22 protein-coding genes, 1 riboswitch and 1 other annotated feature are annotated in these 24,458 nt (G+C 42.9%); of the genes, 7 read left to right on the top strand and 15 right to left on the bottom strand.

The window, feature by feature from the left end; all coding sequences use genetic code 11:
• Positions 1 to 48 precede the first annotated feature (48 nt).
• Positions 49 to 262, bottom strand: a binding site (T-box leader).
• Positions 263 to 315: 53 nt separating this feature from the next.
• The 5 genes from MKY84_RS06785 to MKY84_RS06765 all read right to left on the bottom strand — a co-directional run bounded on the left by MKY84_RS06785 (position 316) and on the right by MKY84_RS06765 (position 5,394).
• On the bottom strand, positions 316 to 1,083 hold the full coding sequence (locus MKY84_RS06785) for a 3-hydroxybutyrate dehydrogenase (protein WP_342528802.1): 768 nt from the start codon (positions 1,081 to 1,083) through the stop codon (positions 316 to 318).
• 48 nt (positions 1,084 to 1,131) lie between these two features.
• The gene (locus tag MKY84_RS06780) at positions 1,132 to 2,454 is read right to left on the bottom strand and encodes a GntP family permease (protein WP_342528860.1); all 1,323 of its coding nucleotides are present in this window, start codon (positions 2,452 to 2,454) and stop codon (positions 1,132 to 1,134) included.
• Between the two features lie 40 nt (positions 2,455 to 2,494).
• On the bottom strand, positions 2,495 to 3,154 hold the full coding sequence (locus MKY84_RS06775) for a 3-oxoacid CoA-transferase subunit B (RefSeq protein ID WP_342528801.1): 660 nt from the start codon (positions 3,152 to 3,154) through the stop codon (positions 2,495 to 2,497).
• 17 nt (positions 3,155 to 3,171) lie between these two features.
• Complete coding sequence (locus MKY84_RS06770) at positions 3,172 to 3,861, bottom strand: CoA transferase subunit A (RefSeq protein WP_342528800.1); 690 nt, start codon at positions 3,859 to 3,861, stop codon at positions 3,172 to 3,174.
• A gap of 225 nt (positions 3,862 to 4,086) precedes the next feature.
• Positions 4,087 to 5,394, bottom strand: coding sequence for a sigma 54-interacting transcriptional regulator (locus tag MKY84_RS06765; protein ID WP_342528799.1), 1,308 nt, complete (start codon positions 5,392 to 5,394; stop codon positions 4,087 to 4,089).
• A 96-nt stretch (positions 5,395 to 5,490) separates the two neighbouring features.
• Here MKY84_RS06765 and MKY84_RS06760 point away from each other — a divergent pair, with 96 nt between their 5' ends.
• Positions 5,491 to 6,057, top strand: coding sequence for a class I SAM-dependent methyltransferase (locus tag MKY84_RS06760; protein ID WP_342528798.1), 567 nt, complete (start codon positions 5,491 to 5,493; stop codon positions 6,055 to 6,057).
• A gap of 63 nt (positions 6,058 to 6,120) precedes the next feature.
• Here MKY84_RS06760 and MKY84_RS06755 read toward each other — a convergent pair whose 3' ends face one another.
• Positions 6,121 to 7,431 (bottom strand): NAD(P)-dependent oxidoreductase, encoded by a 1,311-nt coding sequence (locus tag MKY84_RS06755; protein ID WP_342528797.1) that lies wholly within the window; start codon positions 7,429 to 7,431, stop codon positions 6,121 to 6,123.
• A gap of 55 nt (positions 7,432 to 7,486) precedes the next feature.
• A complete protein-coding gene (locus MKY84_RS06750) occupies positions 7,487 to 8,275 on the bottom strand; it encodes an alpha/beta hydrolase (protein WP_342528796.1) in 789 nt (262 codons plus the stop codon).
• Between the two features lie 72 nt (positions 8,276 to 8,347).
• Between MKY84_RS06750 and MKY84_RS06745 the strand changes: the two genes are divergently transcribed.
• Positions 8,348 to 8,866, top strand: coding sequence for a gamma carbonic anhydrase family protein (locus MKY84_RS06745; RefSeq protein WP_342528795.1), 519 nt, complete (start codon positions 8,348 to 8,350; stop codon positions 8,864 to 8,866).
• A 479-nt stretch (positions 8,867 to 9,345) separates the two neighbouring features.
• On the opposite strand, the gene metK is transcribed toward MKY84_RS06745, so the two are convergent.
• Complete coding sequence (gene metK, locus MKY84_RS06740) at positions 9,346 to 10,542, bottom strand: methionine adenosyltransferase (RefSeq protein WP_342528794.1); 1,197 nt, start codon at positions 10,540 to 10,542, stop codon at positions 9,346 to 9,348.
• A 185-nt stretch (positions 10,543 to 10,727) separates the two neighbouring features.
• A riboswitch (SAM riboswitch) is annotated at positions 10,728 to 10,852 on the bottom strand.
• A gap of 189 nt (positions 10,853 to 11,041) precedes the next feature.
• On the opposite strand from metK, the gene pckA reads away from it, so the two are divergent.
• A complete protein-coding gene (gene pckA / locus MKY84_RS06735) occupies positions 11,042 to 12,628 on the top strand; it encodes a phosphoenolpyruvate carboxykinase (ATP) (protein ID WP_342528793.1) in 1,587 nt (528 codons plus the stop codon).
• A 191-nt stretch (positions 12,629 to 12,819) separates the two neighbouring features.
• Here pckA and MKY84_RS06730 read toward each other — a convergent pair whose 3' ends face one another.
• Both MKY84_RS06730 and MKY84_RS06725 read right to left on the bottom strand, forming a co-directional pair.
• Positions 12,820 to 14,040: an alpha/beta fold hydrolase gene (locus tag MKY84_RS06730; protein WP_342528792.1), complete on the bottom strand. Its 1,221-nt coding sequence runs from the start codon at positions 14,038 to 14,040 to the stop codon at positions 12,820 to 12,822.
• Between the two features lie 75 nt (positions 14,041 to 14,115).
• Positions 14,116 to 14,565 carry a DNA starvation/stationary phase protection protein gene (locus tag MKY84_RS06725; protein WP_342528791.1) on the bottom strand — a complete coding sequence of 150 codons (450 nt, stop codon included), beginning with the start codon at positions 14,563 to 14,565 and terminating at the stop codon, positions 14,116 to 14,118.
• Positions 14,566 to 14,648: 83 nt separating this feature from the next.
• Between MKY84_RS06725 and yidD the strand changes: the two genes are divergently transcribed.
• Together yidD and MKY84_RS06715 are read left to right on the top strand one after the other, a co-directional pair.
• Positions 14,649 to 14,879, top strand: coding sequence for a membrane protein insertion efficiency factor YidD (gene yidD, locus MKY84_RS06720; protein WP_342528790.1), 231 nt, complete (start codon positions 14,649 to 14,651; stop codon positions 14,877 to 14,879).
• Between the two features lie 91 nt (positions 14,880 to 14,970).
• The gene (locus tag MKY84_RS06715; RefSeq protein ID WP_342528789.1) at positions 14,971 to 16,104 is read left to right on the top strand and encodes a zinc ABC transporter substrate-binding protein; all 1,134 of its coding nucleotides are present in this window, start codon (positions 14,971 to 14,973) and stop codon (positions 16,102 to 16,104) included.
• A gap of 309 nt (positions 16,105 to 16,413) precedes the next feature.
• Here MKY84_RS06715 and menE read toward each other — a convergent pair whose 3' ends face one another.
• From menE to MKY84_RS06690, 5 genes are read right to left on the bottom strand one after another with little or no spacing between them, the layout of a single operon-like run.
• Positions 16,414 to 17,865 (bottom strand): o-succinylbenzoate--CoA ligase, encoded by a 1,452-nt coding sequence (gene menE / locus MKY84_RS06710; protein ID WP_342528788.1) that lies wholly within the window; start codon positions 17,863 to 17,865, stop codon positions 16,414 to 16,416.
• 58 nt (positions 17,866 to 17,923) lie between these two features.
• Positions 17,924 to 18,742, bottom strand: a complete 819-nt coding sequence (gene menB / locus MKY84_RS06705; protein ID WP_342528787.1) for a 1,4-dihydroxy-2-naphthoyl-CoA synthase — start codon at positions 18,740 to 18,742, stop codon at positions 17,924 to 17,926.
• A 1-nt stretch (position 18,743) separates the two neighbouring features.
• Positions 18,744 to 19,535, bottom strand: coding sequence for a 2-succinyl-6-hydroxy-2,4-cyclohexadiene-1-carboxylate synthase (menH, locus tag MKY84_RS06700; protein WP_342528786.1), 792 nt, complete (start codon positions 19,533 to 19,535; stop codon positions 18,744 to 18,746).
• On the bottom strand, positions 19,528 to 21,237 hold the full coding sequence (menD, locus tag MKY84_RS06695; protein WP_342528785.1) for a 2-succinyl-5-enolpyruvyl-6-hydroxy-3-cyclohexene-1-carboxylic-acid synthase: 1,710 nt from the start codon (positions 21,235 to 21,237) through the stop codon (positions 19,528 to 19,530). Before menD ends, menH begins: the two co-directional genes overlap by 8 nt.
• Complete coding sequence (locus MKY84_RS06690; protein ID WP_342528784.1) at positions 21,227 to 22,588, bottom strand: isochorismate synthase; 1,362 nt, start codon at positions 22,586 to 22,588, stop codon at positions 21,227 to 21,229. The genes menD and MKY84_RS06690 overlap by 11 nt, the downstream gene beginning before the upstream one ends.
• 198 nt (positions 22,589 to 22,786) lie before the next feature.
• Here MKY84_RS06690 and MKY84_RS06685 point away from each other — a divergent pair, with 198 nt between their 5' ends.
• On the top strand, positions 22,787 to 23,128 hold the full coding sequence (locus MKY84_RS06685) for a P-II family nitrogen regulator (protein ID WP_342528783.1): 342 nt from the start codon (positions 22,787 to 22,789) through the stop codon (positions 23,126 to 23,128).
• Positions 23,129 to 23,140: 12 nt separating this feature from the next.
• A complete protein-coding gene (locus MKY84_RS06680; protein ID WP_342528782.1) occupies positions 23,141 to 24,415 on the top strand; it encodes an ammonium transporter in 1,275 nt (424 codons plus the stop codon).
• The last annotated feature ends 43 nt before the right edge of the window (positions 24,416 to 24,458 follow it).

Below are 24,458 nucleotides of genomic sequence, written 5' to 3'. Positions count from 1 at the left end.
TCCTTGTTGGTGGCGCATTTTGGACAATAAAAAAAACTCGTCCCTTAAACAAGGGACGAGAGAATAGTTGTCTCACGCGGTACCACCCAAATTAGCAGTAAACTGCTCAACTTGATTCCTTAACGCGGAATACGAAACAGACTACTAAAGTTCGCCTGTTTGACTCAAAGGTGAGTTCAGAATACCTTTTCACTGGTTTGCACCGACCACCAGCTCTCTAAAGAAAAGCGCTTTTCCTACTAATCCTTCTCACAGTCCTGTTATTGATTGTAATTGTACCGGAACTGAGACTGCAGTTCAAGTGCTTTCCAAAGTTTACTGAACTGTGTAGCCACCATCTAAGACGACGGCCTGGCCCGTCATCCCTTTAGCTTGTTCGCTTGAGATGAACATGGCAAGATCTGCAATTTCTTTCACGTCAAGAAGACGTTTTTGTGGAACAAGTGGATAAATGACTTCTTCTAACACATTTTCAAGAGGGACATTACGTGTCGTAGCCAAATCTTGCATTTGATTACGAACAAGTGGTGTATCGACATAACCAGGGCAAATTGCATTCACAGTAATTCCATCGGCTGCTGTCTCTAAAGCAGCTACTTTCGTAAGACCGATGACACCATGTTTAGCTGAGTTGTAGGCTGCTTTACCTGCAAAGCCGACAAGCCCATTGATTGAAGCCATGTTGATGATACGTCCAAAACCTTGTTTACGCATATGCGGAAGCACGTGTTTTGTTGCAACAAATGGTGCTGTTAACATGATTTTAATCAACAGTTCGAATCGTTCTGTCGGGAAATCTTCAATCATGGAAACGTGTTGCATACCGGCATTGTTAATCAAAATATCGATTCGTCCGAATGTAGCGACCGTTTGATCGATTGACGCCTTCAACTCTTCTTCATTTGTTACGTCACATTTAATCCCAAGACTATCTCCACCAAGAGTAGACGCAGATTCTTTCACTTTGTCTTCATTGATATCTGTCAAAACGACTTTTGCGCCATTTTTGAAGAACTCTTCTGCAATTTCAAATCCGATTCCTTGTGCTGCTCCTGTAATTAAAACTACTTTATCTTTTACCATTGTTGTCCCTCCCGTTGAATAGAAAAAGCCGCACTAGGCGGCTTTTAATTAGATTCCAAATCCTAATGAGAATAGAGCAATTGCAATAATAACACCGATAACTGGGATAGCTACAGTAACAGCAGCCATTGGCCAGTAAGCTGCACTATGCTTCTCACCACAAATTGATTGGATTGTCGTTACAACATATCCGTTGTGAGGAAGTGAATCAAGTGCACCAGATGAAATCGCTACAACACGGTGAAGTGCTTCTGCATTTACACCCGCATCTAAGTAACCAGGTGCAATAAGTGGAAGTGCAATTTGCTGACCACCTGAAGCGGAACCTGTCATACCCGCGATGACGGATACAGCGACCGCTGCTCCGATTAAAGGAGATCCCGGGATGCTTGTCATAGCTTCAACTGCAACTGTAAATGCAGAAGTTGCTTTTGCAACACCACCAAAACCAACAACTGCTGCCGTGTTACCGATAGCAATGATAGCACCAAGTGTTCCTTGAGAAACAGCTTCCCACGGGCTCTTGAAGTACTTCCAGCTGATAATGAATGTCGTCACAATACCAGACAGTAACGCAATAATTAATGCTGATTGTTGTAAGCTATCATGGAAAATGTAAGCAATGATCAGTACCACAAGTAATGGTACGAATGATAAGAATGGATTTGGTAATGGACGCGTTGTATCAAATACTGGATCATTTTCACGACCAGCAAATACTTCCCCATTTTTCACAGCTTTTGTGATTAATTTCTTTAACCACATATAACCTGCAATTGCCATGAAAATAGCAACAATGATACTGACTTCCCAACCTGCATAAGCAGTAGTTCCTAAGAAAGGAATTGGAATCCAGTTTTGAATCTCAGGAGAACCTGCAGATGTCATCGTGAATGTTACAGAACCTAAACCTAAAGTTGCCGGAATGAAACGGCGTGGTAAGTTAGCTTGCTTGAATAATGAGATAGCCATTGGGTACACAGCGAATGCTACTACGAATAGAGATACGCCACCGTAAGTCAAAATCGCACAGGCAATAACAATAGCTAAAACTGCGTATTTAAGACCAAGGCGATCCGTTACAAATTTAGCAACTGAATCTGCTGCACCGCTATCTTCCATTACTTTACCGAAGATGGCACCAAGTAGGAACATTAAGTACCAAGACATGATGAATCCAGTGAATCCAGTCATGTAGTTTGTAACAAAGTTTGGAGCGCCTTCTGCAGCAAGCTGCGGGAAAAGCGGCATGCCCGATAACACGGCAACAAATAATGCAGAGATTGGTCCAACGATGATGATGTTAACACCCTTCATCGTCAAATAAATTAATAAGAATAGTCCGCCAAGCAGACCAATCATACTGAAAATGTTTTCCATTAGTTTACCCCCATTTGGTCATGGGGTCGTATTAGAACGAGACGCCTTCTTTCACGTTGTCCACATTCAAGACTGCTTCTGTTGCTTCTACGACGCCCTGAATTGTGTGTCCTTCAAATACTTCTTTCAGGACAAGTCCCTGCTCTGTCACTTCAATGACGGCACGGTCGGTAATAATCATGTTTACGACACCTTTACCTGTCAGTGGAAGTGTACATTCTTTTTTAATCTTAGGAGATCCGTCCTTTGCCACGTGATCCATGATGACAATAATCTTTTTGGCGCCGTGGACTAGGTCCATTGCTCCCCCCATTCCTTTAATCATCTTTCCAGGAATCATCCAGTTAGCTAGATCGCCAGATTCAGATACTTCCATGCCACCTAGGATTGCTACATCAATATGGCCGCCACGGATCATGGCAAAAGACTCTGCGCTAGTAAAGAATGCAGAACCTGGAATAGTCGTGACAGTTTCTTTCCCCGCGTTGATCAAGTCAGGATCAACTTGGTCTTTCGTCGGGTAAGGTCCTATTCCTAGGAGACCGTTTTCCGATTGTAAAACGACAGTTTTGTTTGGTGAAATAAAGTTAGCTACAAGTGTTGGGATCCCTATTCCTAAATTCACATAGTTCCCGTCTTCAATTTCCATTTCTGCACGCTTTGCGATAAATTCACGCGTTGATAAAGTCATGAAATTCCCTCCTCTAATTAGTCTCTCGTTGTTAAACGTTCAATACGTTTTTCTTGTGTCGACTGGAACAAGCCTTGGACGTAAACGCTAGGTGTATGAATCATGGCAGGATCTAGTGTCCCTGTCTCCACAATTTCTTCTACCTCTGCGATTGTCACCTTGCCTGCTGCTGCCATCATCGGATTGAAGTTTTGAGCTGTTTTATTATAGATGAGATTTCCAAACTTATCTGCTGTCTCAGCGCGCACTAATGCGAAATCAGCTACAAGTGCTTCTTCAAGAACATATTCCTTGCCGTCGAACTCACGTACCTCTTTGCCTTCTGCGACAACTGTACCGACGCCTGCAGGAGTAAAGAATGCAGGAATCCCTGCGCCACCAGCACGGCATTTTTCTGCAAGTGTGCCTTGAGGCGTCAATTCGACTTCAATTTCACCTGACAGAACTTGACGTTCAAATTCTTTGTTTTCTCCAACATATGAACCGATCATCTTTTTAATCTGCTTATTTTTCAATAAAAGACCAAGACCCCAGTCATCTACACCACAGTTGTTTGAAATAACGGTTAAATCTTTGACACCTTTGTTTACCAGAGCGATGATCAGTTGCTCTGGTATTCCAACAAGACCAAAGCCGCCCACCATAAGTGTTGCTCCGTCTTGAATTTGGCTTACTGCTTCTTCTGCAGAAGAATAAATAGGCTTCATAGGAAACTTCCTCCTCGAGTTTTGTATAAAAAAGCGCTTTCATAAGTATTAAAACAGATGAATCCCAACATCGCAATAGACTGTGACAAAACTGTGACAATCTCGATCTCAAAACATGTCCAGGATATCGGACACTTTACATGAATATAGTATTTGTAAGCTATTTTCATGCATTTTATAAAATCCGAAAAATAGGACACAATGTCCTCATTTTCGGATAATAGGTCATAAGTTATATTTTTTTAATTTTTCATACAATGTCGAGCGACTAATCCCTAACACCGCTGCCGCTTCAGTTTTATCAGGATAAGTAGCAAGTGTATTCTCTAAAACTTGGAGTTCTGTTTTAGCTAATATATCTTCTAACTTACCTGTTTGTGTAGTAACGGTTTTGGAAGTATGAAAAATATGAATGGGAATGGAAGCGGTCGACAAACGAACTCCCTCTGTCATATAGACCATAGCTCGTAACGTGTTATAGAGCTCACGCACATTGCCTGGCCAGCCATATTGAACAAGCGAACGAAGCGTTTTGGGATCGAGCTTCAATCCTCTTCTCCCCTCATTTTGTTCGATAATCTTTAAAAAATGACGAGTCAGTAACGAGAAATCTTCCATTCGTTCTCGCAATGGCGGAATAGTTAAATATACAGATTGAATTCGATAGTACAAGTCTTCTCGGAAATGTCCTGTCCTCACAAGTTCGGTGAGATTACGATTGGATGTAAATAAGAAACGGACATCCTTGTTCTCTTCAGAAGCATTCTGTTCACTTTCGGTAATCATCCGCAGCAACCTTGCTTGGAGTGGGATGGAGAGCGCATGGACTTCTTCTAAGAAAAGCGTACCTCCTGCTGCCTGCTGCATCTTACTTTTGTCGCCTTCAAACAACTCTTTTTCTGCTAATTCACTAGGAATGACTGCACAGTTCAGTTTAATGAATGGACCGTCTGACCGGTCTGAAAGACGATGAATACTCTCTGCAAACATCTCTTTGCCAGTTCCAGTTTCTCCTTCGATGACAACGGGAAGCTTGGTGGGAGCAATCATCCGGACAGTTTCTTTTACTCTTCGAATCGCCGCTGATTCTCCAATGATGTCTTCTAAGTTTGCTAAGTGATAAGTAGATGAACTAAACTGCTGATCGATTCGTTCCATCGTCGTCTTCACATGAGCACTTAGGCGTTTCCAGTCCGTCATATCTCGGAAGACGACACTTCCGAACGCACCAACGATTTCGCCTCCTACTACAAGTGGCACTCGGTTGGCCAACATATACGTACCTTTTATATAATGAGGAGCCGCAATATCTGCCTCCCCTTTTTCCATCACTTTATGCATTTCTGTGTTTTCGATAACATCGGTTACATGTTGCCCGATGGCATCCTGTCTTTTCACTTCTAGGAAATGGCAGTACTCTTCATTGATATAGAGTATATTGGACTCACGATCCACAACGACAAACCATTGAAAGGCATTTTCAAGTATTTGATCGAGAACTTCTGTTGATAAATGACGACTCCAATCTTTCATGACGCCGCCTCCTTCCCCTTACCTGTCTCTTTTTCATTCTAGTGCTTTTTCGGATTTCCAACAAGATGATACACTAGTTAGGAAAGGACGTGCCTCATGCTACAAAATGCCTTACACCAATCCAAAAGTTATTTAAAAGAAATTATTCAGCCTGGAGATGTTGTGGTCGATGCGACTGCGGGCAACGGCCACGATACTCTTTTTCTGGCGAAGCTAGTTTCAGAATCCGGAAGAGTCTTTGCTTTTGATATACAAACTGAAGCTATCCAGGCAACACAGGCTCGACTCCAACAAGCAGGCATTACGAATGCTGAACTGGTTCTAGCAGGTCATGAGCGCATGGCTGAATTTGTACCACAGAATGTCCGAGCTGTCGTATTCAATCTAGGCTATCTCCCTGGTGCAGACCATTCTGTGACGACTGAGAGCACGAAGACCATTCAAGCAATAGAAGCTGCGTTAGAACTGTTACTGCCAGAGGGTAGGATCGTAGTGGTGATTTATCATGGCCACGAGAGTGGAAAAATAGAACGTGCTCAGCTACTTGAGTTTGTTTCAGGTCTTTCTCAGGACCGATTTCAGGTGCTGCATAGCGCATTTTTGAATCAGCAAAACTCTCCACCCGAACTTGTAGTGATTGAGAAGAAAAAAAGTAGCTCTTAAGTAAAAAGTGGCCAGAAGTTGCTCAATTCAAGCAAATTCTAGCCACTGTTTTTTATTTTCGATTTATTTTTCTTTTGCAGCTGCTTCCTCTACCGCGCGTGCCACGACCATATGAAGTGCTGGATCAAGCGGTGTCGGGATCAATTCCCCACGACGAGTGTGACTCACAATGGCCTCAGCTGCTGCAATTAACATCGGATACGTAATTTGCTTAGCTTCCGCATCAAGAGCTCCGCGGAAAATACCCGGGAAACCTACAACATTGTTCACTGAACGACCATCAGCAGCAAATGCAGCACCCGCTTTAATCGCTTCTGATGGTTGAATCTCTGGATTCGGATTCGAAAGCGCCAGAATGATTTGCCCTGTTCGGACCATTTCCGGTTTAATCAAGCCTTCAACACCTGTTGTTGCAATGACAATATCACAGTCTGACATCAATGCCTCCAAGGAATCTTTCGATTTCCCACCGTATTTATGCAAACGCTCGATAGCTTCAGGTTGGCGATCAATACCGTAAACCTCTTTGACACCATAAGCAAGTAGCATACGAACTATAGCTAGACCTGCAGCGCCAAGACCAATTTGACCAACAACTGCTTGCGTCGGGTCTACACCAGTTGCTCTACATGCATTCAACACAGCGGCTAGCGTCACAACAGCAGTCCCATGTTGATCATCGTGCATGACAGGTATCGGAAGTTCCGCTTTCAAGCGTTCTTCAATTTCAAAACAATGTGGAGAGCCAATGTCTTCTAATAAAATGGCCCCAAAACCTTGATGAATATGCTTGACCGTCTCTACGACCTCATCCGGATTACTTGTATCTAGTAATATTGGAATTCCACTTAAGCCAACAAATTGATCTAATAATACCGACTTTCCTTCCATTACAGGCATCCCCGCTACAGAACCGATATTTCCTAGACCCAAGATGGCTGTACCATCCGTGACGATGGCCACCGATTTGCCGATTGATGTAAAATATTTGGCTTGCTCAGGATGTCTCTCAATTTCTAAACAAACGCTTGCCACTCCTGGTGTATAGACGCGTTGCAAATCCCCTAGTGAACGCACATCGATTGTGCTCTTCATTGCGATTTTACCGCCTTCATGCGCTTTTAACACATCATCAGTTACGGCATGGATTTCTACGCCATTTCCAATCAATTCAATGTTTTGAATGACCGTCTGTAAATGAGCTTCATCTTTGCAGGTGACTGAAATATCACGAACTGTCGTTAAAGGACCACTTTTAATTAATTTGATATCCCCAATGTCCCCTTCAGCGGCTCCAATGGCAGAGGTCACAAGACCAAGATTCCCTACTTTTGATGGACTTTCTACTATAATATTGCGAATGAGATGCTGCATAATCCCTCTCCTTATTCCTTGAATTTTATGAGTATATCACAGAAAAGGTCAGACGTCATAGGACATAGCCGAGTCGAGACACCGTTAAATGTATAAAATCGATGGCACTCTTAGCTACGATTTCTCGGTCTGTATGTTGATGGATGTCATGGCGAACATTTGGCCATTCTGAGTAATTAATTGTGGTTAACTTCTGTTGGGCCATCCAGTTTCGGACAGCAGGAAGGGCGATAACAGCATCATCACTTGCCACTTGCAACCATAGTGGAATGGTCCATTGTTTCGAAGTCTGTAAGACAGTTTTCATTCGTTCTTGTAAGGCTTCATACCACTCTGTCGTAACCGTTGTATGAATTAGAGGGTCTTCTTCGTATTCTTTTTGTAATGCGGGATCATCTGTATACAACTCGGCGTTCAAAGGAAATTCTAATCGTTGATTGATAGTCAATTTAGCAATTCGATTCGACCATTTTGAAGGCGTTGCTTGCAATTCTAACCAAGGGCTTGTCGCTAACACGGCTGCTATATTTTCTCGCGGCTTGCGCATATAATGCAAAATCGTCGTTGCCCCGAACCCATGACCAAAAAGAACAATTGGCACGTGAAATTGACTCGCATATTCTATAGCTCTTTCTAAATACAGTTCATATTCATTGATTGACTCGTTATGAAGACCTTTCTTACTAGCCGCTTCTCCGTGACTAGGTAGATCTCCCATAACCACATGTAAATCATTTTCTCGGAAGTATTCAATGACCCATGCATAGCGCCTGTGATGTTCAAATACACTATGGACAATCACCACGACTGCTTTCGGCTGATTTTCGGCTTCCCACATCCACATGGCTACCGTCCCCTTTCTTGTTCTGCTACACTTACTCTATAGTATAGCAAGGGTATAGAAAGGAAGTCTGTTATGATCTATCCATTTGGTGAAAAAACTCCGAAAATCCATCCGTCCGTCTTTATTGCAGATTATGTAACCATCACGGGTGACGTAGAAATTGGAAAAGATTCCTCCATTTTCTTTAATACCATCATCCGCGGAGATGTAAATGCTACAAGAATTGGCAACAAAGTGAACATCCAAGATCTTTGTTGTCTCCATCAGAGCCCACAATTCCCTCTCGTTATCGAAGATGAAGTGACAGTTGGTCATCAAGTCACATTGCACAGTTGCACGGTTCGAAAAGGAGCATTAATTGGCATGGGCTCTATTATTTTAGATGGTGCAGAAATTGGCGAAGGCGCCTTTATTGGAGCCGGCAGTCTGGTTCCTCAAGGAAAAGTAATTCCCCCAGGAATGATGGCCTATGGTCGCCCGGCGAAAGTTGTGCGGGCAGTGAATGAGGAAGACAAGAAAGATATGGAACGAATCGTGCGTGAATATCATGAAAAAGGACAATACTACAAAGGGTTGCAGGGGAAGAGCTAGTAAGATCTTGAGGACTTGAGGGCTGATTGCGATCAGCCCTTTTTTTAGTGATTTTTTCGGGGGAGAATTTAGTTGCGCGGGCATTGAATCTGTTTGCGCGGGCACTGAACCAAGTTACTCGGGCATTAAATCTGTTTCCGCGGGCATTGGACCGACTCCGCGGGCATTGAATCAAGTTTCTCGGGCACTGAATCTGTTTCCGCGGGCATTGGACCGACTCCGCGGGCACTGAACCAAGTTACTCGGGCACTGAACCAAGTTTCTCGGGCATTAAATCTGTTTCCGCGGGCATTGGACCGACTCCGCGGGCATTGAATCAAGTTTCTCGGGCACTGAATCTGTTTCCGCGGGCATTGCAACTCTATTTGCAGACTTCATGGAACTGGTGTGCTGGCTGGAGCGATTTCAAATCTTACAAAAAGAATTTAGACAACACAAAAAGACTCCCGAGAAAAATCTCGAGAGTCCTTTTTGATTTCTTATAGGCCAGCTTTCGCTTGAAGCTCAGCTGCTTTGTCTGTCTTTTCCCATGGCACATCAATATCTGTACGACCAAAGTGACCGTAAGCAGCAGTTTGCTTGTAAATCGGACGACGTAGGTCGAGCATTTTAATGATTCCCGCTGGGCGTAGGTCAAACAATTCACGGATCCATGTAACGATATCCGCTTCTAGAGCTTTTCCTGTTCCAAATGTATCAACAGCAATCGATACAGGTTGAGCAACACCAATAGCGTAAGCAAGTTGTACTTCCACTTTATCAGCAAGTCCAGCTGCTACGATGTTCTTGGCAACATAACGAGCTGCATAAGCTGCAGAGCGGTCAACTTTAGTCGCATCTTTACCAGAGAAGGCTCCACCACCGTGACGAGCATACCCACCGTATGTGTCAACAATGATTTTGCGACCTGTAAGACCTGCATCCCCTTGTGGTCCACCAATTACAAAGCGACCAGTTGGGTTGATGAAGTATTTAGTGCTCTCATCAATCCACGAAGCAGGAACTACTGCGTTGATGACGTGTTCTTTCAAATCAGACTGAATTTGCTCTAGAGTAATTTCAGGAGCGTGTTGTGTAGAAATTACGATTGTATCGACACGCACTGGCTTGCCGTTTTCATCGTATTCAACAGTCACTTGTGTTTTACCGTCTGGACGTAAGTACTCAAGTGTTTCGTTTTTACGTACTTCCGATAAGCGACGTGATAATTTGTGCGCCAAGCTGATTGGAAGCGGCATTAATTCTTCTGTTTCATTACAAGCAAATCCAAACATTAGACCCTGGTCCCCTGCACCGATTGCTTCGATGTCAGCGTCTGTCATAGAACCTTCACGAGCTTCAAGTGCTTGGTCAACACCTTGAGCGATGTCAGCAGATTGCTCATCAATTGCAGTTAATACAGCAGATGTATCTGCATCAAATCCAAATTTTGCACGTGTGTAGCCGATTTCTCGAACAGTTTCACGTACCGTTTTTTGGATGTCTACATAAGCAGAGGTAGTAATTTCTCCAGCAACTAGAACTAGTCCAGTTGTGACAGTAGTTTCGCACGCAACACGTGCATTCGGGTCTTCAGCTAAGATTGCGTCAAGGATCGCATCTGAGATTTGGTCACAAATCTTATCCGGATGGCCTTCTGTTACTGATTCCGAAGTGAATAATCGACGTTGAGTCATGATATATTTCCTCCTTCTTGATCCTGCGGGATTGCTCCCGTGAATTGAACCGGTACTCATTCCCCATGGCAAGCCTAATGTACTTGAAGCTGTTTTGGATTTGGCGCATGGTTGAAGGCGTTCATAAATAATAAAATCCTTTCACTCAAGCTAATGAGAAAAGGATGATTTCTTTGCACCTTTCACTCTTATCAATCAGGAAAAATTACCTGTCTCAGGTTGGGCACCTTTCAATAAGTAGTCATTCTTAAACTTATTGAGGTTGCCGGGTTTCATAGGGCCTGACCCCTCCACCAGCTCGGGATAAGAGTATCCGTTCAATTTTTCATCATACGCATCCAACCGATGAAAGTCAACAAAAAACTATATGAATTTCTGTCGAAAAAATCATCATCTTGGTGACGTATTAGTGTAGACTATTTGGTTTAATGTGTTATACTAATTCACATATTAGCATTCCGGCACTTCGGAAAATCTATTTAAGGATGGTATTTAACCTATGCAATCGATCGATACAAAAAGCGCAATTCAGTCTTTATTATCGGGAGACCAAGTCCACACGCAACTATCTGTAGCGGAACTTGTTGAACAAGCAACTGCTCGTGGTGAAGGTATGCTGACGTCAACAGGTGCTTTACGCGCTGAAACTGGAAAGTATACGGGGCGTTCCCCAGAAGATAAATATATGGTAGATGAAGACATCTCTCGCGATAAAGTGGATTGGGGTTCTGTGAACCGTCCAATTTCAAAAGAAGTATTCCAAAACTTATATGCAAAAGTAATTGATTACCTACAAACTAAAGAAGCTCTTTTCCTATTTAAAGGATTTGCGGGTGCGGATGGAGCATCACGCCTTCCAATCCAAGTCATTAACGAGTATGCATGGCACAACCTGTTTGCTCACCAACTGTTCATTCGTCCGACAGCTGAAGAGCTTGCTTCACACGATGCACAATTTACAATCGTCAGTGCACCGACTTTCAAAGCAGACCCTGCAGTAGATGGCACGAACTCTGAAACGTTCATCATGGTTTCTATGGAAGAGCGTATCGTCTTAATCGGAGGAACTGAATATGCTGGAGAGATGAAAAAATCAATCTTCTCTATCATGAACTACTTACTTCCGGAACAAGGAATTCTTCCAATGCACTGTTCAGCAAACGTCGGCGAAGAGGGCGATGTTGCCCTATTCTTCGGACTTTCTGGTACAGGGAAAACCACTTTATCAGCTGATAAAGGCCGTAAGTTAATCGGTGATGACGAGCACGGTTGGTCTGATACAGGCGTCTTCAATATGGAAGGCGGTTGCTACGCAAAATGTATCAACTTAACAGAAGAAAATGAGCCTGAGATTTACAAGGCAATTAAATTCGGTACTGTTTTAGAAAACGTGGTTGTCCTGGATGAAACTCGTGAAGCTGATTACGATGATAACTCATTAACTGAGAATACACGTGCTGCTTACCCGATTGATTACATCGACAACATCATGGTACCATCAGTTGCAGGCCATCCAAAGACAATCGTCTTCTTAACAGCTGACGCATTTGGTGTATTGCCTCCAATCTCTAAATTAACAAAAGAACAAGCCATGTACCACTTCTTAAGTGGCTTTACATCAAAACTTGCAGGAACTGAGCGCGGGATCACAAGCCCACAACCAGTATTCTCAACATGCTTCGGTTCTCCATTCCTTCCACTTCCAGCAGCAGTATACGCTGAAATGCTTGGAAGCAAGATTGATGAGCACGGCGTAAACGTTTACCTTGTTAACACAGGTTGGACTGGCGGCGAATACGGAGTTGGAACGCGTATGAAACTTTCTTATACTCGTGCAATGGTTCGTGCTGCTATTGACGGTAAGCTTGAAAACGTAGAAACAGAGCAGGGTTCAGTCTTTGGAGTTGCGATTCCGAAAGAAGTTCCTGGCGTACCAAGTGACGTGTTAAACCCACGTAATGCATGGGCTGATAAAGCTGCGTATGATAAGAAAGCGAAAGAACTTGCGGATAGCTTCCGTGAAAACTTCAAAAAGTTCTCTGGTGTTTCTGAAGAGATTATCTCTAAAGGTGGACCAATCATTTAATAGCGACAAGTTTAAAACAGGTTTTGCTCATGTCGAGCAGAACCTGTTTTTTTGGTGAATCGAAGTGGATTGGTTTCCATAAAACGACTTCGTCTCATTAAAATTCAATTATGTCGAATAAATCTTGGTTTCGTCTCATGAAACCTCCATCTCATCTCATGAAACTCCAATTTCATCCCATGAACGTCCGCTCAGTCCCCCTGCGCTCGCATCCAATCTAGCGCTTCCCCTAGCAGCTGACGATTTAACGGATCTGGAACAAAGTGATGATGGTCTTTTAAGTACCGTGTAGTTACCTTTTTGTCCAAAGCTTGCAACTTTTCCTCTAAAATCGTGGCATGCTCAAATCCAACATTTGTATCCTGAACTCCATGAATGATGAGAACAGGTGCCTTTACTTGATGCAAGTGGAGTAGAGCATCACGATTTTGAAAGGCATCTGGTGCCTTTTTAGGTGTACCGCCGTAAATGCGTTTCATCATCCGGCGCATGTCGACACGCTCTTTATATGTGAGATAAATAGACGACACACCGCCCCATGTAACAAGGGACGTGACCTCTGGACGTTTGATAGCAGCCCAAAGCGCCATAATGCCTCCTCTACTAAACGCAAACAAATGAATTTTCGAATAGCCGAGGGAAGCCAAATAGTCCACTGCACTGTAAACGTCTTGCCGGTCTGCACCAACGAATTCATCTTTACCTTCCCCACCAAATGAGCCGCGGTAATGAGGAGCAAACACTGTAAATCCTTGCGCTGCAATTTGTGCGATGCGGGCCCCTCGCACTTTACCGATTTGATTAATACCGCCGCGCAAATAAACAATGGCTTGATCTGCTCCTAGCTTCGGCTCAGCAAGCCATCCCTTCACCAAAAATTCATCTGAATAATAGGTAACCTCAAAAAGTTTTACTTGAGAATTCGGACTTGGAATCGGATGCTTAGCATAGAGAGGAAATCTCTTCTTTACCTCAGCAATCATCGCTTTCATGCCTTCATCTTTCATATAAAAACTCAGCTTGGGGTGACGTTCGATTTCACGTAGTGTCAACCACTTTCTAGCAGTAGTTTCATACAAACCATCAAATGAATCACTGCCAGTACACTCTGCCAAGAACACGGTTTTAACAAATGGTTCATCACCTAGCACTTCATAAGCAGCCAACCACTGCACATTCCCTATATGAACAGAAGTTTCCTCGTAAACCTCTCGAATAGCTGCTTGTTCTAAATTTTCGTCTTCTTCAACCTTGCCACCCGGAAATTCAAGTCCCCTCGCTGGATGTTGAGTCACTAAAAATTTTGTCCCTTTTCTCACAATAACCAGCACATGACGTGACTCTGTTGTGAAGTTTTGTGCTTCAAAGGATAAGTTAACCCTTCTATTTGTTAGATCTCGAAATGTAAGCATTTTTTCACGCCTTTCTTCCTTAAAAAAGTATAGCAAAAAACGTGCGCAGTTAGTTGCGCACGCTCTCGATCACCGTTATTCGTTTGTATCTCCTAAAAATGCATTTAGCATCCATTGGTGTTTTTCAATACTTTGGTAAACGGCATTCAATAAGTCCTCAGTCATATCGTCTTCATCTTTCGCCGCTTCTTCCATTCCCTTTTTCAAGGATTTCATGATGGTTCCAAAGTCTTTGACTACTGTTTCCACCATTTTATCAGTGGATTCTTTGCCAGTCGCTTCTTTCACGACGGAAAGTTCCAGATGTTCTTTCAAAGTGGCCGTTGGTTTGCCTCCAAGAGTAAGCAGTCGTTCAGCGATTTCATCCATATGAAGTGTTGCTTCGTTATAAAGCTCTTCAAACTTTGCATGTAAAGTGAAAAAAGCCGGTCCTTTTACATACCAATGATAGTTATGTAATTTTGTGTACATCACAGACCAAGTAGCCACCTGTTTGTTTAATTCTTTGTTCAATGCTGCTGACATTTCACATCTCTCCTTTTGTAAGTCGATATACTATTCATATTCCCAACTTTTGAAGTAAACTAAACATCATGAGGTGAACAACTGTGAAACAACTTTTCATTTTAATCATTCGCTTTTATCAAAAAGCAATTTCTCCCCTAACTCCGCCAAGCTGTCGTTTTTATCCGACCTGCTCGCATTACGGTGTTGAAGCCTTGCAAAAGCATGGAGCTTTAAAAGGTGGTTTCCTTACAATACGACGTATCTCAAAATGTCATCCTTTTCATGAGGGCGGAATGGACCCCGTTCCGGACGAATGGCCACCAAAAAAATAATTTGGTGGTTTTTTGTTGCATTTTTTTGAGTCACCTTGTATGATAAGAAAGTCTTTTACAAAACGTAACGATTACTATTTAGGAGGAAGTCATGAAAAAATTTGCCATCCCTTTTCTCGCAGCTACTGCGTTAACTTTAGCAGCTTGTTCTTCTGAAGAAGAAACTACCCCGCAACAAGCACAAGACAACGCTCAACCGGAAGTGGAAACACTGTCTGTTTATACAACAGTTTATCCTCTTGAATACTTTACTGAACGCATCGGAGGAGAGTTTGTCACAGTTGAATCCGTCTATCCTCCAGGAGCAGATGAGCACACATTTGAGCCTTCTCAACAAGACATGATTAAGTTCGCGGATGCAGATCGCTTATTCGCCATTGGACTTGGGCTAGAGAGCTTCATTTCAAGCGCTAAGGATACATTAGCCAATCAACAAGTCGAAATCGTAGAGCTTGCTGATTTTATTTCAGATGACATGTTAGTGGATGCTTCGGCTGACGAACACACTGAAGAAGGTCACTCGGAAGACGAGCACGCTGAAGAGGGTCATTCGGAAGACGAACATGCTGAGGATGGCCACTCTGAAGACGAACACGCTGAAGACGGTCATTCAGAAGACGAGCACGCCGAAGAAGGTCACTCAGAAGACGAGCACGCTGAAGAAGGTCATTCAGAAGACTCTCACGCTGGACATGATCACGGAGCACTTGATCCTCACTTATGGATTTCACCAACATTGAGTGTTGAGCTTGCTAAATCAATCCGCAATGAGTTAGTTGAAGCATCACCTGAGAACGAAGAGTTCTTTAATGAAAACTTTGCAGCTCTAGAAGAAGATATTCTAGCACTTGATGCATCGTTTGAAGAAGTTGTAGCAGAAGCAAATCGTGATACCTTCTTTGTCTCCCATGCAGCATTTGGGTACTGGGTTAAAGATTATGGTTTAAATCAAGTAGCGGTAGCAGGAATCAGCACTCAAGATGAACCCTCACAAAAAGAACTGGCATCACTTGTAGATCAAGCACGCGAACAACAAATTGACTATATTTTAACTGAGCAAAATGTATCTTCTAAACTTACAGACATCATTCGTAGTGAAGTTGGAGCTGAAACGCTTCCGCTTCATAACTTAGGCGTCCTAACCGATGAAGATATTGCTAATGAAGAAAACTATTTAACTCTTATGGAGCGCAATATCGAAACACTTCGTACAGCGTTGCAATAAAAAAGAAAATTAGAACAAAATTAAATCAGCAAATTCTCTAGGGTGAATTTTAGAGAACTTGCTGATTTTTTTGCGTATGTTGAGTTCCATTCCGGGGCTGCGTTCCGTGGGCGCGCCTATATTCGACTCATTGAAATCGAGTTGCGAACGTCAGAAAGACGCTCCAAAAGCAGTCGCTCCAACCGAGGCCAAGAACGCCTCACTTGGCACGCCTGATTTTCTCGGACTTTCTAGCATGACGTTCTCCACATCTAAAGGGGTCTCACGTTCCGACTTTTGACCCCACTGGAGTCAGCCCCTACACTCCACTCAACTTTCTAACTCGTTGAGTTCTGTTTCTATATTCCCAGCCTCTTTTTCAATCCATTTTTTTAGTTCTCTGCGAACGAGTTTGTTCGATGCATTCCGCGGAAGTATCTCCACAAATCGATAGCCAACAGGTTGCTTGTATTTCGCTAGTTTACTAGAAAGAAACAGTGCTAAGTCAGGCTGTTCTTCTCCCTTAACAACTATAAACGCAAACGGCACTTGCCCCCATTTATCGTCTAGTTTGGCAACAACTCCAGCGTCCAACACTTCAGGATGGGATAGCAGCGCTTGCTCGATTTCTGCAGGGTAGATATTTTCTCCGCCCGAGACAATCAGATCAGAGCGTCGATCTAGAATATAAAGATAGCCCTCTGAATCAAATTTTCCGATATCTCCCGTTCGTAACCATCCCTCTTCAGAAGTTGCTGGAAGAGTAGAAGCATGCCCCACATAACCAGGAGTAACATGAGCCCCTCTTACTAAAATCTCTCCTTCTTGGTCTCCGTCAATGCGAACATCCGCAAAAAACAAAGGCTTGCCCGCAGAACCTGCTTTGCGAATTGCCTCTTCGGGCAGCAAAGTACAGGTTTGACTAGAAGTCTCGGTCATTCCGTAAGTTTGAACTACAGGAAAACCACTACTTTGCGCTCGTTCAAGATAAGGAATAGGTACCGGGCCACCCCCTGCTAAGATTGTTCGAAACGACGAAGGTAATGACTCTTCGTCTTGCTCAAATTCTCTTAACAATTGACTAAGCATGGTTGTAACAACTGATAAATGCGTTACGCCGGTTTTGCGGATGGCCTCCAAGACAGTTTGCGGTTCAAATTTTTCATGCAATTGAAGGCTTGACCCATAGAGTAAAGACCGCATGATCATTGAAAATCCGCTGATGTGATAGAGAGGCATTACACAAAGCCATTTATCTTCTGGTAATACGCCAAGATTCAGTGCAGAGCCTAACGCACTTGTTACATGGTTTTCGAGCGTTTGTCGCACTCCTTTAGGTCGTCCAGTGGTACCAGATGTATACATGATGGAAATGGTCTGCTCACGACTCCAATTAGGCTGCACTTCAAAAGGTACTGATTTTAGTGATACGAACTGTTCATATAAATAGACATTCTCTAGAAATGCCCGGTCCTTACGATCCGTCACTGTCCAGACAACCTCAGAATCTAGTTGTTGAAAAAGGAATTCTTCTTCCGTCAAACGGTCATTGTAAAAGACGAGTTCACATTGTTTTAAAAGAGCCGCTTGAATATAGAAGTACATCGTTTCACTATTTTTTGACCAAAACCCGACTCTTTCCCCACTTGAACAGGGAAAGTCTTGGGCAAGGTTGAGCGCGCGTTCATAGACTTCACGCCAAGTCCATTGCTGCCCTTCTATTTCCAGGGCCACTCGGTCCGGAGTCAGTTGCACACGCTTTACTAAAAGGTTTGGATACATCGACTCAGTCCTTTCCAGTACAAAGAAAAGCTGCCCAATTGGACAGCTTTGATTGAAATCAAGGGAAACGTGGGAATTGACCAAAATTCGGCTTACGCTTTTCTTTAAATGCGTCACGGCCTTCTTTTGCTTCATCCGTTGTATAGTAAAGTAATGTTGCATCCCCAGCCATTTGCTGAAGGCCTGCAAGACCGTCTGTATCAGCATTCATCGCAGCTTTTAAGAAGCGAATTGCCGTTGGAGACATCTCAAGCATTTCTTCACACCATTGAACTGTTTCATCTTCTAGTTTTTCATAAGGAACGACTGTGTTAACAAGTCCCATATCTAAAGCTTGCTGTGCGTCGTATTGACGGCATAGGTACCAAATTTCACGCGCTTTTTTGTGTCCTACGATACGCGCAAGGTAACCTGAACCATATCCAGCATCGAAAGAGCCCACTCGTGGTCCTGTTTGACCAAAACGTGCATTGTCTGCTGCAATAGAAAGGTCACAAACGACGTGAAGGACATGGCCTCCACCGATTGCGTAACCCGCTACCATGGCTACTACTGGTTTTGGAATGACACGAATCAGACGTTGTAAGTCAAGAACGTTCAAACGTGGAATTTCATCATCGCCTACATAACCACCATGGCCACGTACGGATTGATCGCCACCTGAACAGAACGCTTTTTCGCCTTCACCAGTTAAAATGATGACACCGATATCTTGGTTGTCACGAGCACGTGAAAACGCATCGATTAATTCATGGACCGTTTTAGGACGAAACGCGTTTCGAACTTCTGGTCGATTGATTGTGATTTTAGCAATTCCGTTGAAGAATTCATATTTGATATCTTCATATGTACGGAGTGATTCCCATTGTCTTGTCATGTTATTGCCTCCTTAAAAGTACATCCTCTATTATTGTAGCAAACATTTTCGGATTTTCCACTTGTATCGCATGACCAACCGCTGGTACTTCAATAAGTTCTACATTTTCTAGGCGCATTTTCATCTTTTGGCCGATTGAAACGAATTTTGTGTCTAATTCACCTACGATTAGTGTCACAGGATTTGTGTAAGAATTTAATCGGCTCCAGTAACTAGGCATGTTTCCTGTGCTGAATTGCTCTAAACTTTGGGCAAGATGATGTGCATCATGCTGTAGTCGTTCATTTCTCACAGTTTGTTTTACCGAATCAGGCAATGCTTGTTGAGATTTAAATAAAGGGATCGACTCCCAATAAGAAACAAACCAATCAAGTCCCCTAGTGCGAATGTCGTCAGCAAGTTTTCGATCTGCTTGTGCACGCAGTAGTCTCTCAGCTTCGTCTTCAATTCCTGGTGAACTACTGACTACTATCAAGCTTTCTACAGGATACCTCATGGCATATCCAAGAGCTAGTCGGCCGCCCATCGAGTAACCTGCGATTGCTGCTTCTTGCAACCCCATACTTTCAATTAAAGCCCTTAACCAGTTCACTTGATCCTCCATGAAATAACTAGGAATCTTATAATCCGCCCTGCCATGCCCAGGAAGTAATGGAGCTATGACATGAAAATCTTCTGAAAGGTTTTCTGCTACTTGCTGAAAGGAATTTTCTGAGCCAGTAAAGCCGTGGAGAAAAATGAGTTTTTTCGTACCTTGTGGATTCCATTGCTGAAAACTATAGTCCTCATTCATTTTCAATCCAACTCTCTTTGACTCGTTGCCAAAGCCGACGATGTGCTGCTGTATTTTCAGGACGATTTGTCTTCACTTCAAGTATCCGTAAACCCTTCGTTGCCTGAGGAATCAGTTCAGCCATCTGTTCTTTTGAGGATACTTGTGTATAGTCAATCTCGTACATTTCAGCTAACTTTTCAAAAGTCAGACCTGAGGATGTTCCGAAGAGTGTTTCAAAATGATTGCCAACAGCCGCTTGAGGCAAGTAAGAGAAAATGCCTCCTCCATCATTGTTCATCACGACGATTGTGCCTTGAACATCTTGGTAGCGACTCAGTAAAAGACCGTTGGAATCGTGCAGTAATGCTAGATCTCCAATCAGTAGGTACATAGGTCGTGCCATGGCCTTTTGAGCACCGAGGGCAGTAGACAGAACACCGTCGATTCCATTGGTGCCACGATTTGCTAACACCACAATCCCTTTTCCATCTCTTTGTTGAAACGTATCTAGATCACGAATCGGCATACTACTACTAGCAAAAAGCAATGTTTCTTCAGGAAGTGCTAGTAACATCGTAGAAACATAGGCACCTTCGTCCGATTCTTCTCGTTGGTAGTCCTCAATCAACTTGCGTACTTGCTTGTTATTGTCTCTCCACAACTTTAAGGTCTTATGCGAGTCGGTAGCCTCTGGCGTAAGTTCAGAAAGGCCGTCTAGGCTCGACACGATTAGATCCGTAGTCAAGCCGAGTGGGTCACGGAAACGAGCAGATTCATCAAATGTAATATAGTTGTTTGGTGTCACCGATTTTAAGAAAAGTCCTAAAAATTTAGAAACGGGCTGAGGACCAATTCGAACCACGACATCTGGAGCTAACAATTTGTACTTCGTTTCATCTTTTAATAGAGCGTCATAATTTTCTACCATGAGCTGTTGTAGTCTTTGATCTTTTGTCGAACGCAAATTTGATAATGGATCACACAATACCGGCCAACCTAAATTCACTAGGAACTCAGTCAACTTTTGTACTTTTGAAGGGGCTGTCTCTCCAACAATCACAATGCCAGACTGGGACTGTTCAAAACTAGCAATGAGTTCCGTTGCCGTTTGAGTATCCAAGACCGATTGGGAGGTTCGAATCATTTTCGAATTTCTTGGTACAGGAACTTGTTCTAAATCAATAAGAAGCGGCTCTCGAAAAGGGACGTTTAAATGTACTGGCCCCTGAGGTGACTGAAGTGCTTGAGAAAGCGCTCGAGCGGTTTGTTGATAGACAAATGGAGTTGTTCCTTCAAACGTGTCTACAACTGGGTAATCGAACGACCATTTTACATGATTCCCATATAATTTCACTTGATCAATTGTTTGCGGTGCACCTACATCTCTTAATTCATGTGGACGATCCGCCGTCATAACAATCAATGGAACCCGCGCATAGTAGGCTTCCACAATTGCCGGAAAATAATTAGCTGCAGCGGAGCCAGATGTACATAACAGCGCAACAGGTTTCTCTGATGCCTTCGCAAGACCCAATGCATAAAAACCTGCCGAGCGTTCATCGACTTGAATAGACACCGAAAAATCAGGATCCGTGATGACTCCATAAGCTAAGGGAGTTGAACGAGACCCTGGACTTACAACAACATCTGTCACACCATGATCTTTCAGTCCTGACAACAATGACCGTACATAATCAGTTAGGCGTTGTTTATAGCTCATGACGATTTCCCCCTAATACTCGTAGCATAGGACGAAATTTAACATTTGTCTCTTCTAATTCTGCTAAAGGCTCTGATTCAGAAACAATACCGCCGCCAGCATATAAAAGAGCTTTCCCACCTCGCAACAGGGCAGATCGGATACCAACAGCAAACTCTCCATTGTCCTCTGCATCAACAAACCCCACAGGTGCTGCATAGTACCCTCTATCCATTTGCTCTAGCTCACGAATCAACTCAACGGCTTTTAATCGTGGAGTTCCCCCTAGTGCAGGGGTTGGATGAAGAGCTTCAACAAAAGCAAACATATCTTCTGTTTCTTTAGCTGTCCCCGAGATTGGAGTGAAGAGATGTTGGATATCTCGAATTTTTAATAGTTTTGGTTGAGTAGAGATTTGCAATTCTGTACACAGTGGTTCAATTACTTTTTGAATCATAGACACGACGAAATCATGTTCTTCTAGATTTTTCTCATCTGCTAGTAGAGCTTGTCCAAGTCGTTGGTCTTCTCCGACATCTTTTCCACGTCTTACAGAACCTGCAACTCCTGCAGAGAAAATTCGGCCGTGTTCTTTGCGAATCAAACGCTCAGGAGTGGCTCCCACAAACGTCGAGCCTCCGTTCTCCAGCACAAATATATAACTTTCTGGTTGTTCTTGTAGTGCATAATACAGAGCTGCACCAGAAGAAGTAGATTCTTCAAAATCTAACTCTATCGACCTTGAGATAACTACTTTATCTACTTCTCCACGCATAATCTCTTTTTTCACTGCTCGCACAGCTGCTAGATATTCAGGTACATTTCGTTCTGTCTTCTCAGTTACTATCGCCTTTTCAAATAAAGGACGCTCTTGAACTTGAGCTACATGCAATAAGCGGTCTCTCTCTTTGCGCAATTCCTCAAAACGAGCAGACTGGTCTAAACGTTCGGTTAAGCAGTTAATCGATAATTTAATGGATTCATTCTTAATTTCAAGTTGAAATTGAGGCACTACAAAAAAAGCACCAGAAAAAGCACGCCACTCTTCACTTAAAGAATGTTTGGAGTCAAATGAAAATCCTCCAAACAGTAGAGGCGCTTGATCAAGTCTTTCTTTTACTACTAATTTTTTTAGGCGATTCCATTTATTTTGAACAGTGGTAATTCGGTCCTCACCTTGTGCTTTGATCACTATTTCATGACCAATCCCAACAATCGTATGCGTTTTTTCGCGATTTTGCCAAAAGAAGCGCTGACCTCGGTATAGTCGGTCCCCCGCTTCAAAAAATGCAATTGGTGATACACCCTCGCACTCAATTGTCTCTGTATAAAAATACTTTGTTCCAGAAGTGGAACGTAGTTGTTTTGACATTGTCTTAACCTCCGTGACTTTACACTTCACACTATATTCATTCTACTCTTTTCCTTAAATCCTCGCACACTTTACACTTCGATTCGAAGTCTTAATTTCTATAATGTAAGCTTTTCTTACATTTAAATAAAAATAAATGTTGATTTTTCTGAAAATACGGATTATGATGTTATATATTCTAACATTGGAGGTGCAAGTATGAAAAAGATAGAAGCAATTGTTCGTCCAGGTGTATTCCCTCAAATTCGTCAAGCATTGGCGCAACACGGAATCGACGGCTTTAGCGTAAGTGAAGTAGCTGGAATTGGGAATCAAGAAGGACGTACGGGATTATTTCGAGGCAATAAATATGAAATGGAATTTCATACGAAATTGAAGCTAGAGATGGTCGTTGATGATTCAGAGGTAGCAGCATTAACTGATCTCATTGTGAAGTACGCTTCTACAGGTAAAGTAGGGGATGGTAAAATCTTTGTTTATCCAGTTGAAGAAGCCATTCGTATTCGTACAAAAGAGAAGGGCGCTGTAGCAGTCCACTAAGGAGGAAATGAAATGACAAACGAACTTTTGCAATCATCTATTAATATGTTGTGGATTATGCTCGGCACGATTTTAGTATTCTTTATGCATGCAGGATTTGCGATGGTTGAATCTGGCTTTACTCGTTCTAAAAATACGGTCAATATTTTAATGAAAAACTTCATTACTGTTTCTATCGCTTCCCTCCTCTATTTCATAGTGGGTTATGCGTTTATGTTCGGAACTTCATTTAATGGCATTATCGGAACATCAGGATTTGCCTTGAATGGTGTAGATGATATTGCATTTTTCGTATTTCAAGCAGTATTTGCTGCTACTTCTGCTACCATCATTTCAGGTGCTGTTGCAGAACGCATGAAGTTATCGGCATACTTTGTCTTAACAATTGCCATGGTAACAATAATTTATCCGGTTGTCGGTCACTGGATCTGGTCAGGCGGTTGGTTATCGCAACTCGGCTTCATTGATTTTGCAGGTTCTACAGTCGTCCACTTGACTGGTGCTGTCGGAGCATTAGTTGCAGCTGCTGTATTAGGACCACGCTTAGGAAAATATTCAGGTAAAAAAATCAATGTTATCCCAGGTCATAGTATTCCATTAGGTGCATTGGGCGTATTTATTCTTTGGTTAGGCTGGTTCGGTTTTAACGGAGCAAGCACTTTGGCCGCAGATCCTGAAACAGTACCATCTATTATTACAAATACTTTATTAGCAGCATCAGCAGGTGTTGTATCAACAGCGCTATACACTAAGTTACGGTATGGACAAATTGACGCTTCACTAACTCTAAATGGTGCTCTTAGCGGTTTAGTAGCCATCACAGCCGGTGCAGCTAACGTTTCCCTACCATCCGCTATACTAATAGGATTTATTGCTGGTGTAGTCATGACGGAAGGCATTCGACTGTTGGATGCAAAACTTCGAATTGATGATCCAGTCGGCGCAATCACAGTTCATGGAATCATTGGGGTGTGGGGAACTTTAGCCGTTGGTCTATTCGACTCAGCTTCAGGTGTATTAACTAGCGGTAGTTTTACACTTCTAGGAATCCAAGTGCTTGGTGTTCTAGCTGTAATCGCATGGGTAGCTGTGACAACTGGAATTGTTGTCTTCGCCACTAAAGCTATCATTGGCATTCGTGTGAGTGAGGAAGATGAAGTGACAGGCCTAGATTATGTGGAACATGGAACTAGTGCGTATGAAGTTCGTGATACGTACGGCGCTGCATTCGATCGAAGCGAGCCATTTGCTCAGCGATTAACAGAGCTCGGCAAAACTTACAATTAGATAGGATATGAAACAAATTATTAATAGAAGTTGGGACAAAATT

The organism is Chryseomicrobium sp. FSL W7-1435 (assembly GCF_038595005.1).
Lineage (GTDB): Bacteria > Bacillota > Bacilli > Bacillales_A > Planococcaceae > Chryseomicrobium.
This window is presented reverse-complemented; position numbering and strand designations above follow the sequence as displayed.